Origin of the sequence: Streptomyces sp. NBC_00554 (assembly GCF_041431135.1) — a bacterium.
Taxonomy (GTDB): Bacteria; Actinomycetota; Actinomycetes; order Streptomycetales; family Streptomycetaceae; genus Streptomyces.
In genome coordinates this window covers 9,618,266-9,632,935 of sequence record NZ_CP107799.1, presented here as the reverse complement: position 1 = coordinate 9,632,935, position 14,670 = coordinate 9,618,266, and the positions used below count along the sequence as shown (strand labels likewise).

7 protein-coding genes are annotated in these 14,670 nt (G+C 69.1%); all 7 read right to left on the bottom strand.

From position 1 onward, the window contains the following. Positions 1–99: 99 nt before the first annotated feature. The 7 genes from OG266_RS42795 to OG266_RS42765 all read right to left on the bottom strand — a co-directional run bounded on the left by OG266_RS42795 (position 100) and on the right by OG266_RS42765 (position 14,665). Entirely contained in the window at positions 100–4,740 is a 4,641-nt protein-coding gene (locus tag OG266_RS42795; RefSeq protein ID WP_371552248.1) for an AbfB domain-containing protein, read from the bottom strand. A gap of 1 nt (position 4,741) precedes the next feature. Continuing rightward, positions 4,742–6,520: a putative Ig domain-containing protein gene (locus OG266_RS42790; protein WP_371552247.1), complete on the bottom strand. Its 1,779-nt coding sequence runs from the start codon at positions 6,518–6,520 to the stop codon at positions 4,742–4,744. Positions 6,521–6,598: 78 nt separating this feature from the next. Next, a complete protein-coding gene (locus OG266_RS42785; RefSeq protein ID WP_371552246.1) occupies positions 6,599–8,284 on the bottom strand; it encodes an AbfB domain-containing protein in 1,686 nt (561 codons plus the stop codon). A 40-nt stretch (positions 8,285–8,324) separates the two neighbouring features. Then, positions 8,325–9,269 carry a glycosyl hydrolase gene (locus OG266_RS42780; protein WP_371552245.1) on the bottom strand — a complete coding sequence of 315 codons (945 nt, stop codon included), beginning with the start codon at positions 9,267–9,269 and terminating at the stop codon, positions 8,325–8,327. 53 nt (positions 9,270–9,322) lie between these two features. Then, a complete protein-coding gene (locus OG266_RS42775; protein WP_371552244.1) occupies positions 9,323–10,294 on the bottom strand; it encodes an aldo/keto reductase in 972 nt (323 codons plus the stop codon). A gap of 1 nt (position 10,295) precedes the next feature. Continuing rightward, a complete protein-coding gene (locus OG266_RS42770; protein ID WP_371552243.1) occupies positions 10,296–12,575 on the bottom strand; it encodes an alpha-L-arabinofuranosidase C-terminal domain-containing protein in 2,280 nt (759 codons plus the stop codon). Further along, the gene (locus OG266_RS42765; protein WP_371552242.1) at positions 12,572–14,665 is read right to left on the bottom strand and encodes a TIM-barrel domain-containing protein; all 2,094 of its coding nucleotides are present in this window, start codon (positions 14,663–14,665) and stop codon (positions 12,572–12,574) included. The genes OG266_RS42770 and OG266_RS42765 overlap by 4 nt, the downstream gene beginning before the upstream one ends. Positions 14,666–14,670: the final 5 nt, after the last annotated feature.

Here is a 14,670-nt window from a genome sequence, read left to right as displayed (position 1 = left end):
GCCTGCTTGTGCGGGAACCGGATCCGAATCACTCCAGGAAGCAGCGACTGAAACTCATGCCCCGGGGCCGTTGGTCCCTCGCCGGCTGCGGTATGCACATCAGGTCCAAGCGCCCACCGGGATGAACGAGCTGTCGTCCTGGATGGGGGCGTCGGAGGCGGAGTACTCGTCCACCCACAACTGGTAGGAGCGGTGGCGGATGCAACGCGTGGGGAAGTTGTGGGACATCAGCCGGACCGACTCGTCCTGTGATCCGGTGACGGCGTGGAAGGTCGCGTCCTGCTTGAAGGTGTCCGAGCCGTCGCTCGCGTCCAGCCTGATGCGGAAGCTGTAGTGCCGTAGGTATCGGCCGTCGGCGCTGCGGAAGGAGAAGCCGGTGGCGTCCGCGAGGCCGGCCACCACCGTGAAGCCGGCCTGCTTCTTGACGGTGTCGCTGCTGTCTTCGGTGACCTGACCGAGGATGCCGAGCCCGTCGGAGCCGTAAGCGGCGTAGTAGTCCGGCACGTTGACGGACTGCAGCGACCGGGCCGCCCCAACGACCAAGGCGTGGCTGGGGTCCAGCAGGTCGTACGCGGTGAACACCTCGTCGATCAGGGCGTCTTCGTCGGCGCCGGGCTTCGCCCCCTCCGTCTCGATGCGGTCGAGTTCGGCGGTGAAGGCCGCGTAGCTCGCCTGCGTCCAGGCCGCCTGGTCGGTCTCGCGGGCTTGGGCGAGGACCTGGGCGAGTGTCTGCGCGGTGACGGTGAACTCGCTGAAGTCGGACTCCGCGGCCGTGCTGGAGGCGGCGGTCGTGAAGGTCCCCACGTCCTGGCCGGTCACCGCGCTCGCGACGGTGGCGGTGCCGACGGTGGTCCAGGTATTGCCGTCGGTGGAGCGGTAGCCGGTGTAGTCGGTACCGGAACGGACGAGCTTGAGCCAGGTCGGGTAGGTGGTGCTGCCGTCCGTCTCGATGCTGCAGTCGAGGGTTCCGTCGCCGTCGCTGTCCCACTGGAGCGCGACGCCGTGGCCGGGCGTCACGGAGAGCGTGAGGTACCCGGGCGAGGTGCCGGTGCCGGTGATGTCGTCGCGGACCATGATTCCGGCTCTTGCCCAGGCGGCGGTGGAGTCCTGCGAGGTCACCGCGACCGTGGCGATGGACGCCTTGGGCAGGGCACCGGTCAGATAGATGGCGCTGTACTGGTCGGTGCCGCCCCAGACGTCGGATCCGTCGCCGTAGATGGCGAGGTCGGTGCCGGACTGGCCGTAGGCCGCGGTGGCGGCCGTCGCCGAGGTGAACGTCTTGTAGGGGGCCTGGACGGGCTGTCCGAGGACGGTGGTCGCGCCCGCCGTCACGCTGACGTGGTCGAAGACGGTGGTGTTGAGGGCCGACGGGGTACGGGAGGTGACGGCGAGCCCGACGTAGAAAGGGGCCGAGCCGAAGGTGGAGATCGTGTCCCGGCCGATGACCGACCAGGTGGTGCCGTCGGTGGAGGCGGAGGCGGTGAACTTGTTGCCGCTGCGCTCCATCCGCAGCCAGGTGGGAGTGGCCACGCCGCTGCCGCTCGCGTTGGTGGTGGTCGTGCCGCCGGCCACCACCTGGCGGCGTACGAACTGTTTGACGCCGGTGTCGCCGCCGCCGGTGCTGGTCAGGATCGCGCCTGCCATCTGGCCGAACGGCGAGAGGGACTGGGTCATCAGCAGGCCGACCTGGTCGTCGTTGCCCGCGTTGGTCCGGCTCGCGACCCGGGCGATGAACGTGGTGTCGCCGGTGACCGGCAGGTAGGTGTACTGGGCGGTCATGCCCTGGCCGTTGACGTTGAGGTCTGTACCGGCGCCGCGCACGGTGAAGCTGGCGTCCGTGGCGTCGTAACCGGTGATGCCCGGTGTGCGCAGGGACACCACGCCGTAGATGCCCAACAGCCGTTCGTCCAGGACGTAGTCGCCGATGTCCTGGTACGACCACGGCGCGGGCGGCGGTGTCCCGACGCCGAGTTCGAGCGTCGCGGTGTCGGTGCCGGCGGCGTTGGTGGCCGAGATCCGGACGGTGAAGTCCCCCGTGCCCGTGGGGGTGCCGGAGATCAGACCGGTCGCGGCGCTGACGCTCAGCCCGGCGGGCAGTCCGGTGGCGTTGAAGGACGCGGGATCGTTGGAGGCGCCGATCAGATACTCGAACGGCACACCCGTGTTGGCGTACGCGGCTGACGCGCTGCTCAGTTTCGGCGCGGGCGGCGTCGGCATCGTCGCGTCGACCTCGGCCGAGACGGGGCCTGCCCCGCCCACGTTGGTCTTGGCGATCACGTAGTAGTAGGTCGTGCCGGGCGTCCCGGTGGGGTCGCGGTAGCCGGTGTGGACGCCGAAGCCCACCGGTCCCACGCCGGTGGCGATCGCCTCGTAGGGGCCGCCCGGTGAGGTGCCGCGCTTGACGGTGTAGCGGCCGGACAGGTCCGTATCGCTCCAGGTCAGCTCGATCGCGCTGGTCCCGGTAGTCGCCGCCAGTGCGGTGACGGTCCCCTTGGGCGCGGCCACCTGCCAGTGCGTGGAGGACTTGCGGACCACGGTGATGTTGTCGAAGGCCGCCGTTCCGGTCTCCGCGTAGGACTCCGCGACACCCAGGCACGAGCAGTTCACCAGGCCGACGTAGACGGTCGTGCCGAGGTCCAGTTCGGTGGAGCCGACCTCGGTCCAGTGCACGCCGTCCGGGGAGATCGAGCCGGTGAACGTGTTCTTGACGCGCTCAAGGCGCACCCAGTAGGGCATCCGCATCCGGTACCCGTCGCCCGCGGCCTCCACGTAAGGGGCCGACAGCGGAGTCGCCGAAGCCGGCAGTGACCCCAGATTGGAGATCGGGTACGAGGCGGCCGTCGAGATCGCGGTCTGCTGTGCGGGCGGAACCGGGGTGCTGCCGGTCGCCGAGGTCGTCGCCCCGGTGGCGTCGCGGGTGGTCCACACCCCGCTCCAGGCGGCGAGGGTGAGGCCCTGGAGCAGCATCGCCGCGTGCGCCGAGCCCGCCGCCGTCGAACTGCGCATCATCACGCCGACCTTGCCGTACTGCGAACTGAGCGGGTACACCACCCGCGCGGTGATGGTCACGTTCCCGCTCAGCGACATCTGCGCGATCCGGAAGCTGTCGGCGGTGCCCGCGATGTCCGCGCCGCTGGCCTCCAGCGTGAACCGCTCGCCGTCGAAAGTCGTCAGCCCCGACGCCTGAACGGTTCCCACATTCCGCGACGACCAGTTGCTGGGCAGACCGGCCGTCGCGCAGGCCTCCAGAGAGGCCACACTCGTGCCCACCGCGTTGGTGGCAGTGACCGTGTAGTAGTACGTCGTGCCGATGGTGACTTCGAGATCGGTGTACTTCGTGGCCGTCAGCCCGGTGGCGATCGTCTGGTACGTCCCGCCGCTGGTGCTCGCCCGCGCGACCGAGTACGTCGCCGCCGAGGTGGCGCTGGCGGGGTCCACCGACCCCACCCAGGCGAGGTCGACGGAGTCCGATCCGTTGCTCGCGGTCAGCCCGGCCGGAGCGCCGGGGGGCGCGACGGGAGTCGACGAGGTCGGCGCCTCGCGCGCGCAGGTGAGTGTGCCCCAGGACGGGTGGTCCTGGTCGTAGCCCTCGACGAACCGGGCCCCGCCGGTGCCCCGGAAGACCGCCTGCTTCGTGTACGGCGCCGGCAGGCCCAGCACGCTCACGTAGTGCGCGTAGGCCAGTTCGAAGATGGGGCGGGACAGACCCCGTACGAGGGTGGTGACCTTGGTCTTGATGTATTTGCCGGTGCGGTCGAGGTCGGCCACGAAGCTCACGTCGTCGTTGCCCAGGTTGTACTTCGCGTCGTACTCGTAGCCGGCGAGAATGCGGTTGCCCGCGAAACCGAAGAGGTCGACGCCCTGGTTCCACGCCACCTGGGCCGCGCCGGCGAGCAGGCCGAGGGCCAACTGCTCGTGCGTCTGGTCCCGGCCGCTCTCCTGGCCCTGCCCGGACGTGTTGATGATCCGGTGCCTGATGCTGCCGTTGCCCGCACCGGCGGCGGCGTACCGCACCGCGTCCTCGAACATCACGCGGTCGTCGCAGAAGACGCCGATGCCCAGGACGGTCTGGATGATTCCCGCGTCCCAGCCACCGTTGGCGAACAGGGCGTAGCCGGACTGGGCCTTGTACCAGACGTCCTTGAGGGACTTCTCGCACCGCGCGATGTCCTCAGCCGCCCAGCCGTCGTAGCCGGTGTGGCGCAGAAGCTCCGCCGCGTTGACGAACTTGAACCCCTGCAGGGACGCCCCGAGTTCGCCGTCCGCGCCGGTGATTCCCTCCAGGCTCCTCGACCAGATGTTGACGATGTCCCGCGCCTTGTCCGCGTACCGGACGTCCTGCGTGATGTACCACATCAGGGCGTTCTGGTAGGCCGCGGCGGCGTCATTCGGCGCCTGGTCCTGGTAGTTGTACGGGCCGCGTCCCCAGGTGGTGATCTGGCCGGTGTTCGCCGCCGTGTAGTCGTAGGAGGACCGGCTGTCCGCGGCCATGGCCTGGTATCCCGAGTAGACCGGGTCCTCCTGGGCGGCGACCGCGGTTCTCATACGGTCGAGGTCCTCCTGGGTGTGCAGGATCCCCGGGTGGGCGAAGGTGAAGCCGGCGGCCCCGTCCTCCACGGGTATCTCGGCGTGCGCCGTGCCCGACGCGAGGAGTGTGGTGGGACCGGCTGCGGCGACAACGGATGCGGTCATGGTCCCGGTGCCGCCCAGGAACGACCGGCGGCTGAAGCGTCTCGCCATGTCAGCCCACCACCAGGGTGAGGGTCCGGGTGCCGGTGCCGACGGCGTTGGTGGCACTGAGCTCGACGGACGAGGTGCCGGTGTCCGTGGGCTTGCCCGAGATGGCTCCGGTGGACTTGTTCACGGTCAGGCCGTCCGGCAGGCCGGTGGCCGCGAAGGCGTACGGGTGGTTGGACGCCTCGATGGTGTAGGCGAAGTCGGAACCGGCGTTCCCGGTCACGGAGTCCGCGCTGCTGATCGCGGGCAGCACTGCGGTGAGCGAGGCCCCGGAGTCGACGAACTTCAGGTTGGAGACATGCTCGTTGGTGTACATCGGGACGAAGTCCGAGGTCTTGTACCAGGAGGCGTGGCCGTCGGTGTCGGAGACGAGCGTCCCGTTGATGACGAGGTTCTCGAAGATGACGTCCTTGATGGCGTGGTCCGCGTCGTAGCCCACCATGTGCGAGGTGGAGGCGTGGGTCCCGGTGTAGCTGAGGTCCTTGATGTAGACCATCTCGATGCCGCGGCCGGCGGAGGTGTTGTACGACTTGTTGAACATCACCCGCATGTTGATGAGTTGTCCCCAACGGAAGTCCTCCACGCGGACGTCCTCGATGCGGACGTTGCGGATGAGGTTGCTGTCCCCGGCGTTGAGTGCGAAGCAGCCCTGGTAGTCGAGTTGTGGTTCGCGATGGTCGAGGATGTCGATGTTCTTGAAGGTGACGTTCTCGATGGTCTCGGGGTTGTCGGTGTTGCCGTGCGTGCCGATGTTGACCGGGTGCGCCACGTCGGCCCACAGCGTGGAGTTCTTGACGACGATGTTGCTGCTGTCGCCGACGAAGTCCCAGCGATGGTTGTAGACGGCGACGCAGTCGTCGGAGTTGCGCATGAACACGCCGTCGATCACCACGTCCTGGCAGCAGAACAGGTCGATGCCGTCGCCCCAGCCCGTGGCGGACATCGAGCGAAGGTTGCGGATGGTGAGGTTCTTGGTCTGTCCGGCGCTGATGGAGTGGCCCCAAGGGAGCATCATCGTGACGCCGTCGATCTCGATGTTCTCGCAGTAGTCGACGCCGCAGGCGCCCCCGTTGGGTGCCTCGTAGACCAGGCCCCGGCCCAGCAGCTTGGCGTTCTGGACGTGGTCGAAGACGACGCGTGCCTTGAGCACCGCGCCGCCGGCCAGGTAGACGGTCTTGCCGCTGGGCACCGTGACCTTGCCGTCCGAGGGGGCGTGCACGCCGGGGCCGAAGTAGATGACGTCCGGGTCGTCCTCGCTGGGCGGATTGGTGTCGATCGCTCCGGCGAACAGCTGGAGGTTGTCGAAGAGGTCCTCGTTGAACTCGATGGACAGGTTGCGCGGTTCGGTGAGGCTGAAGGTCAGGGTGCCGCTGCTCTTGTCCAGTTTGTGCGCGATGTCGTACGAAGTGGGGCGAATCCTGGCCTTCCGAGCCGTGTCCTGGGTGTAGGTGACCGAGACCTGGACCTCGCCCGAGAAGTCGAAGTACGCCATGGACGAGTTCTGTGTGGTGCCGCTTCCTGTTCTCGGATCGATGGTCATGAACCTCGCGCGGTAGACGTCGACTGCCTTCCAGGTGCCGCCTGGGGTTCTCACCTTGACGGCGAAGCTGTCGTTCGTGGCGATGTCGTCGGGGATGGAGTAGGTCGCCACTTGGTTGGCGGAGTCCGATGCGTCCGCCGCCTGCACAGGGCTCGTCAGGCTCGACACGTAGCCGGCGACGGCTACGGCACCAGCGGCGTGCAACAGCGTCCGGCGTGACAGGGGGGATTCGGGGAGGCTCATGTCGGGGGTATCCCTTTCTGGGGGCCGCCGCCCGCGGGGAACTCGGGCGGCGGCTGGATGGTGGGCCGGGTTGTGCGATCAGGCCCAGGCGGTGACGGGGGTGAAGGAGCTGTCGGCCGGGAAGGTGCCGGAGACGAGGTCGTAGGTGTCCACCCACAACTCGTAGTTCCGGTGGCGGATGCAGCGGCCAGGGAAGTTGTGGGACACCAGACGCACCGATCCGCTCGTGGAGCCGGCCAGTGCGTAGAAGGTGGCGTCCTCGTTGAAGGCGTCCGTGCCGTCGCTGGTGCCCAGCTCGACGCGGAAGGCGTAGTGGCGCAGATAGCGGCCGTCCGACGCCCGGAGGGAGTAGCCCGCCGAGTCGGCGAGGCCGGCCACGATGGTGTAGCCGGCCTGCTGCTTGACCGTCGACGAGCTGCTGGAGGTGACCTGAGTCAAGGCACCCAGGCTGTCGGTGCCGTACGAGGCGTAGTACGTCGGGTAGTTGACCGACTGGAGGGAGCGGGTCGCCCCGGTGGGCAGGGTGGTTCGGGTCTGTTCGGTGGAGGTCAGCTGGGTGAGGCCGAGGTGGTCGTAGCCGCCGCTCGTCGAGCCGTAGTCACCTCCCCCGCCCTCGGGTTCGACGATCTTGGCGAATGCGGCGGTGTTGGGTACGAATAGGCCCCTGCGCACGGCGTAGTGGTTGTACAGCTGCGCCCAGATGGGCCGGACCTGAGCCCGGCTGGCGGTGGACGGCTCGGTGAAGGTCTGCCAGCCCTCCCAGACGCCGGGGGCGCCGTAGTGCCAGGTGTAGTCGGTGAAGGGGACGTCCTCGCCGAGGTTGTAGCGGGCGACGTACTCGATCGCCTTCATGAAGCGGTTGCTGTCGTAGCCGTACAGGTCGTAGCCCTGGTGCCAAGCCATCTCGCAGATGCTGGCCATCAGGCCGATGCCCAGCATGGAGTGCCCCTGGTCGCGGCCGCTCTCCTGCCACTGCGCCAGGCCCTGGTCGTTGTACACATAGGGGATGGCGTTCGCGATGGCGCCCATGCCTGCGCCGGACTGGAAGTACGTGATGGCCTGGTCGATCTTGGCCTGGTCGTCGCAGAGGATGCCGGTGGCCAGGACGCAGGCGATGTTGCACAGGTCCCAGCTGGCCCAGTAGTTGGTGATGTACGCACCGTTGTGGTTGACCAGGAAGTCGTTGCTGAGCGGGTAGAACACGTTCCGCATCAGGTTCTGGAACGCGGTGAGGTCGAAGCCGCTGTAGCCCCGCATGATCTCGGCCGCGTTGGCGAACTCGTAGCCGTAGATGCCCGAGGACAGGAACCGGTCGGCGGAGCCGTCGAGCGTCGTGAGCGTGGACGACCAGGCGTTGAGGATGTCGCGGGCCGCGTTGCCGTGCTCGCCGGCGCCCTGGATCTTCCAGCGCAGCGCGTTCTGGTAGGCGGCTGCGATGTCGTTGTACAGGATGCCGTAGTTCTCCGGGGTGCCGGAGCCCCGGTAGATCGTCGCCTGCGGGTTGGCCGTGTAGGTGGGCAGCGAGTGGGAGTTGGCGATCAGCACGGCCCAGCCGTCCTGCCAGGGCTGGGCGGCTGCGCTGACCTTGGAGGCCATTCGGGTGAAGTCGGCTGCGGTGTGCAGCATTCCGGGGTGGACGACCGCGGCCGAGGCCGGGCTCGCCGTTAACAGCGGGCTGGCGAGGGCTGCGACGCCGACACCGGTGGCGGCTTTCAGTAGGTTGCGACGGGTGGTGCCTTTCGGCTGTGCGGCTCTTTCTGTCACGTCGGGCTCCTTTGCCCTTCGGTGGGGTGTTGCGGATCCGTCAGGACGGCACGTCGCCGCCCCGCAGCGCGGGCGTACGATCCGCCCGCAGACTCAGGCCGAATGCCGCGTCCCGCTCGCAGCACAGCCGGCCGTCTCGCACCGTCAGCGGGGCGGCCTGAACGCAGGACCGCTGCCCGTCGGCGGGGTGTGTGAAGTAGAAGAGGTACGCGTCGTCGCCCTGGGAGAGCGCGAAGGCGTGATGGCCGATCGCCTCGTCGCCCGGACGGCTGCCCCTGCCCGCCAGGAGCGGCTCGTCCTGCCGCACCCAGCTGGTCAGGTCGTCGGAGCGGTAGACCAGCAGCCCGGACCAGAAGTCGGTGATCATCCAGTAACTGCCGTGGTGCGAGAAGACGTTGGGCCCTTCCTGTGCCTGGTCGTCCAGTGCGCGGCCGAGGGGCCGCCAGTGGAACAGGTCGGGCGAGTCCGCCGCGTGGATGCGGTTGCCGTCGGCCTCGTCCTTGTGCCACATACGCCAGCTCCCGTCGGGCAGTGGCCATACGCAGGCGTCGATGCCCCGGTCGCTGGACAGGTCCAGGACCGACTCGAAGCGCCAGTTCAGGAGGTCCTGGGAGGTGTGGTGCAGGATGTGCCGGTCGGCGTCCCAGTCGGTGGGCACTCCGGGGACGTACGAGACGTACATGTGGTAACTGCCGTCGTGCCAGAGGATCTCCGGCGCCCAGTAGGTGTTGCGGCCCGGCTCGTGGGCCAGGCCCTGGGCGATGCCGCGGTAGGTCCAGGTACGGCCGTCGTCCGCGCTGGTGGCGATGCCGATGTCGGTGCCGTGCACCCAGCCGACGCCCTCGGTGGTGAGGTTCGCCCGGCGGGCGGTGTAGAACATCCACCAGTCGCCGGACTCCCGGTCGCGGATCAGGGTCGGGTCGGCGGCACCGTCGTGGACCGGATCCCGGAAGAGCGGGGCGGCGGGGGCGAGGGGCGAGGTCACTGCTGGGGCTCCTTCTCGGTTCTGGGCGGGCGGACCGGGGGCGGCGGCGCTTGTCAGGTGTAGAAGTTGCGCTGCCAGCGATGCTTGGCCAGGAGGGCGAACTGCTCGGCGGTCAGCGGCGGTTGGTCTCCGACCGCCGCGTTCCGCTCGACGTTCCTGACGTCGCGCATGCCGACGATGACGCTGGAGACGGCCGTGCCGCCGAGGGCGAAGCGCAGGGCGGTGCCCGCGATCTCGTCCGGTGCGATGCCCAAGTCGTCGACGATCGCGCCGACATGGCGGGCGACCTGGGCGGGCCTGTCGTCGCGGAAGTACCAGTTGCGCCAGTCGTCCTCGGGGAAGGTGACGCCGGGCTTGATCCGTCCGGTCAGGCCGCCCTCGTCCAGGGCGACCCTGGCGATCACGCCGACGCCGTACTCCTGGCAGGCCGGCAACAGGGCGTCCGACGGGGCCTGTTCGAAGATGTTGTAGATGACCTGGACGGTGTCCAGGACTCCGGTGCGGACGAGGGCGAGCGCGTTGTCCGGCTGATGGTCGTTGACCGAGATGCCGAACAGGCCGATCTTTCCCTCGCGTTTGAGGGCCTCGACGGTCTCCAGCCAGTCGCCGCGGCCGGTCCATTCGTCGTGCCACACATGGAGCTGGAGGAGGTCGATGCGCTCCAGGCCCAGCGCGGCGAGACTGGTCTCCACGCTCTCGCGGAGGTGCGATCCGGGGTAGGCGTCCATGGGGTCGACGCCGCGCGACTCGGGGCCGGCCGGGATCTTCGGTCCCGCCTTGGTCGCCACGAACACCCCGTCGGCGCCCGCCGCCCGCTCGCGCAGGGCACGGCCGATGACGTGCTCACTCCGCCCGTAGCCGCGGGCGGTGTCGATGAGGTTCACGCCGAGGTCGATCGCCCGGTGCAGAGCGCGAACGGACTCGGCCTCCGTCGCACCCTTCCAGGCGTTCTGCCCGATACCCCAGCCGCCGTAGCCGATCTCCGAGACGGTGATCCCGCTGCGGCCCAGCTCTCTGTAGCGCACGTCAGGCTCCCGTCACCTGGTTGGAGCCCGCCAGGCGGAGGACGGTGAAGGAGCGGGGTGGCACGGCGCAGTCGAAGGCGGCCCCGGCCTCAATGTCCGACGTGTGGGGTGTGCTGTCGCGGTCCGTGAACTCACCGGTCAGGACGGTCTTCTTGGCGCGGGTGGGGACGCGGTCCGTCCCGTCGAGACGGATGGCGGCCGTGACTTCGTCCGGAGTCAGGTTGGCGATCTTGACCAGCAGATCGCCGGAAATCGTGTCCCGCATTGTGGAGACGGAGAAGGTCTCGGGCGCGGTCCTGTCGTCCTCGGTCTCGTGGATCAGGACGTCGTCAAGGAAGCAGCGGAGAACCGGCCCGGCGACCTCGACCCGGATGTCGTACCAGCGGCCCGTCTCGATCGGCCCCGGCACCCGGTCGACGTCCTCGACGATGCCGTCGCACACGCGCTGGAGAGTGAGGCCCTGGTTGTGCCAGCCGCCCAGGCTCCAGACGTAGTGGTCGGGCGTGTCCACCGCGCCGAAGCCGATGACGAAGCCCTCCTCCCCCTCGGTCTTGCGCGCCTGGACGTCGAGGACGTAGTCCGATCCACCGCTGGTCACCCGGAGCCCTCGGTACTCGGCCCGGGTGTCGACGGTGCTGAGGCGCACGCCACCGCCGCGCAGCGGGTCCGGCGGAGGCGTAGCTGCCGGAGCGCCGGTCACGGTGTTCGGCAGGTACTCGTCCCCGTGGTGGGTGGAGTGCATGCGCTGCACGTGGTAACTCGGTGTCAGCCGTACGTCGGTGCTGTCGAAGTGGACGAGGTCCACGGTCCACTGTGTGTGGCCGGACCTGGCGAGCAAGGGTGCGTACGAGGCCAGGGCCACGATGTCGCCGTTGCGCTCCAGGGCGTTCATGTACGCCGCCTCGGCGAGCGCGTTGAGCAGGGTGTCGCCCTTGGACGCCCACTCGCCGAGGTACACCCTCGGGCCGCCCCGGTCGTAGGCGTCGTACCGGCCGGTGTTCTGGAGGAACCAGCGCGGGCTGAGGTAGGCGTGCTCGTCGACCACCGCGAGATCGAGCTTTCGTGCGAACTCCCAGCCCTCCCGGAAGTCGGCACCGGCCGGGTTCGGCCCTGCAGTGCCGATGACCTTGATGTCCGGATGCCGGTCCGCGAGCGCCGTGTGCAGCATCTCGAACCGCTCCCGGAACGCCGGGGTGATCTCGTCCTCGTTCCCTACGCCGAGGTACTCCAGGCCGAACGGCTCGGGGTGGCCGGCGGCAGCCCGCAGAGCGCCCCACGGGGAGTCGGCGGGCCCGTTGGCGTATTCGACGAGGTCGAGAACATCCTGGACGTACGAGGGCATCTCGTCTATCGGGATGCCCTGTTGGCCGCCCGGGGTGTTCTGGCAGCAGACACCTGCCGCCACCACTGGCAGCGGCTTCGCGCCGATGTCCTCGCAGAACTGGAAGTACTCGAAGTAGCCGAGCCCGGCGGACTGGTGATAGCCCCACAGGTTGGACTGCTGACGTCTCGTTTCGAGCGGGCCGACGGTGTCCTTCCATCGGTACACGTTTCCGAGCCCGAGGCCGTGGGCGACACAACCACCGGGAAAGCGGAGGAACTTGGGCTCCAGGTCCGCGATCGTCTGTGCCATATCGGCGCGCAGACCGTTCCGTCTGCCCCGGAAGGTGTGCTCCGGGAAGAGGGAGATCAGGTCGAGATGGACGGTGCCGGGGGCGGTGGCGAGCACGAGCAGCCGGGCATCGGGGTCGGTCGCGGTGGCGGTGAGTACCGCCTCGTGATGTGTCCAGGTGTCCTGCAGTCCGTCGAGCCGGACTTCGGCGTACGTGCCGCCGGAGCCGGTCAACCGGACGACCAGCGAGGTCAGTTCACCCTCCGGCCGTCGAGCGAAGAGACTCAGGGTGTACGAGGCCCCCGCCTGGACCGGGATGCCGTCGAAGCCGTGGTTGAGCAGGCCCACGCCGCCGCCCGGGTTGGTCACCTCCACCACCGCATAGTGGGGGTTGGCCGGATGGAGCGGGTCGGCCGTCTCCGTGCGCAACTCGCCGCGTCCGCCGCCGAGTTCCACCGCGTCCCACGCTGTCAGGGAGTGCCACCCGGGCGCGTCCTCGGCGGTGTACTCGAAGGAGCGGTTCTGGACAAGCTCGGCGTACAGCCCGCCGTCCGCCGCGTAGTTGATGTCTTCGAAGAAGGCGCCGAACAGATCCGGGCTGATAGGCCGTCCGGCACCGGGGCGCGCGTCGACACGGATCGTCGTACGGGATGTCGTACGGGTCGTCATCCGGCGCTCCCTGTGAACGCGGCGGCCACGGCGGCGCCTTCGCGGACGAAGACCGGGATGCGCTCCAGTGGCGCCGGCGCCTCCAACGTCGTGCCGCCCTCGTGGAGTTCGCCGGTGACGGAGTCGGTCCAGCGGGCGCCGGCCGGGAGGTAGACCGTGCGGGCCCGGGCGCCCGCCTCGGTGACCGGGGCGACGAGGACGTCGGGGCCGAGCAGGAACTGGTCGTCGACGCTCCAGGCGTGCTCGTCGTCCGGGAAGTCGAAGAAAAGCGGGCGTATGACGGGGGCGCCGGTGCGGTGCGTGGCCTCGGAGAGTTCCAGCAGGTACGGGCGGAGACGCTCGCGGAGGCGCAGATGCGCGCACAGGATCGGATACGCCTCCTGTCCGTAGGACCAGACCTCGTTCGGCCCGCCGGTCATGTCTGCGGAGAAGGTGGGCCAGTTGGGCTGTCGGTCGCCGTGCAGCCGCATGACCGGACTGAAGGTGCCGTACTGGAACCAGCGGACCATGACCTCCTGGTACGCCGGGTCGGTGGGGTCGCCGCCGCCGAAGCCGCCGATGTCCGTGTTCCACCAGGGGATGCCGCTCATCGCGACGTTCAGCCCGGCCCGCACCTGCTGTGCGAGGGACTCGAAGGTGGGGCGGATGTCGCCGGACCACAGGGCGGCACCGTAACGCTGGCTGCCGGCCCAGGCGGAGCGGATCAGGCTGAACGGGCGGTCGTCGCCGTCGTCCGCGAGCCCTTCTGCGACGGCCCGCGCCTGTGCGAGGCCGTACAGGTTGCCGACCTGGACGCCGGGACCCGCCGCATAGACCGCGCGGGCGGCCGACTCCGGGGTCAGGTCGGGTTCGCAGGCGTCCAGCCAGAAGGCGGCGACGCCCAACTCGCGGTAGTGCTCGCGCAGTTGCTGCCAGAGGTAGCGGCGGGCACCGGGTTCGGTGGAGTCGAGGTAGGCCATCGGCTGATGGTTCCCGCCGTGGCCGCGGGACGGCCAGGGGAAGGTCAGCAGGCCGCCGTGGCGGTCACCGACGAGAAGTCCCGCCTCGCGCAGAGCGGTGTAGTTGTCGCTTCCGGGCTCCACCGTGGGCCAGACGGACACGGCGAGCTTGACGCCGAGTGCCTCCAACTCCTTGACCATGCCCTCGGGGTCGGGCCAGTCGGTCCGGTCGAAGTCCCAGTCGCCCATGTGGGTCCAGTGGAAGAAGTCGCAGATGATCGTGGCCAGCGGCAGTCCGCGCTGCTTGTACTCCCGTGCCACGGCGAGGAGTTCGTCCTGGGTGCGGTAGCGCAGCTTCGACTGCCAGAAGCCCGTGGCCCAGTCGGGCACCAGGGGTGGATGGCCGGTGACGTCCGCGTACGCCCGCATGATCTCGGCCGGGGTGTCACCTGCCGTGATCCAGTAGTCGAGTTGGCGTGCTTCGTCCGCGACCCAGCGGGTCGTGTCGCCGCCCAGCTCGACCCGGCCCATCGCGGGGTTGTTCCACAGCAGACCGTAGCCGCGGGAGGAGTGCAGGAAGGGGATGGAAACGATGGTGTTGCCCTGGACCAGGTCGATCACCAGCCCCTTCTGGTCGAGGCGGCCGTGCAGATGCTGACCGAGACCGTGGACGCGCTCGTCGTCGTACGCCTCGAAGCTCTGCTCGATGCGGTAGGCACCGTCACCGAGCGGTGCGAACGTGCGTGGCTCCGGGTACCAGGTGTACGGGCGCTTGTCGGCGAGGAGTTCTCGGCCGGTCGCGGTGTGCAGGAAGCGCAGCTTGCCGTCCTGGTCGGCCTCGACGGTGATACGGCCGTTGACGAGCCGGGCGGTGCCGTCCGGGTGCGCGGTCGCGGTCGCGGTGGCGATGGAGTCGGGCGGAGGGATGTCGAGGGCCCCGGGCAGCGTTTCGTCGATTCCTTCTACGGTGCCGCCCCCGTCGGCGTGGGTGACACTGCTGCCGTCCAGGCTGCGGCCGGCGACCGTGTCGTCCGGGTTCCGGAGCGCTCGGGCACGGACCCGTACCGCGTGCGGGCCCCAGGGTTCGACGACGAGGATCTCGTGCGGGGCGCGCCGTTCCAGAGCGCCGTCCTGGGTGGTGAAGACAGTCATGGAGC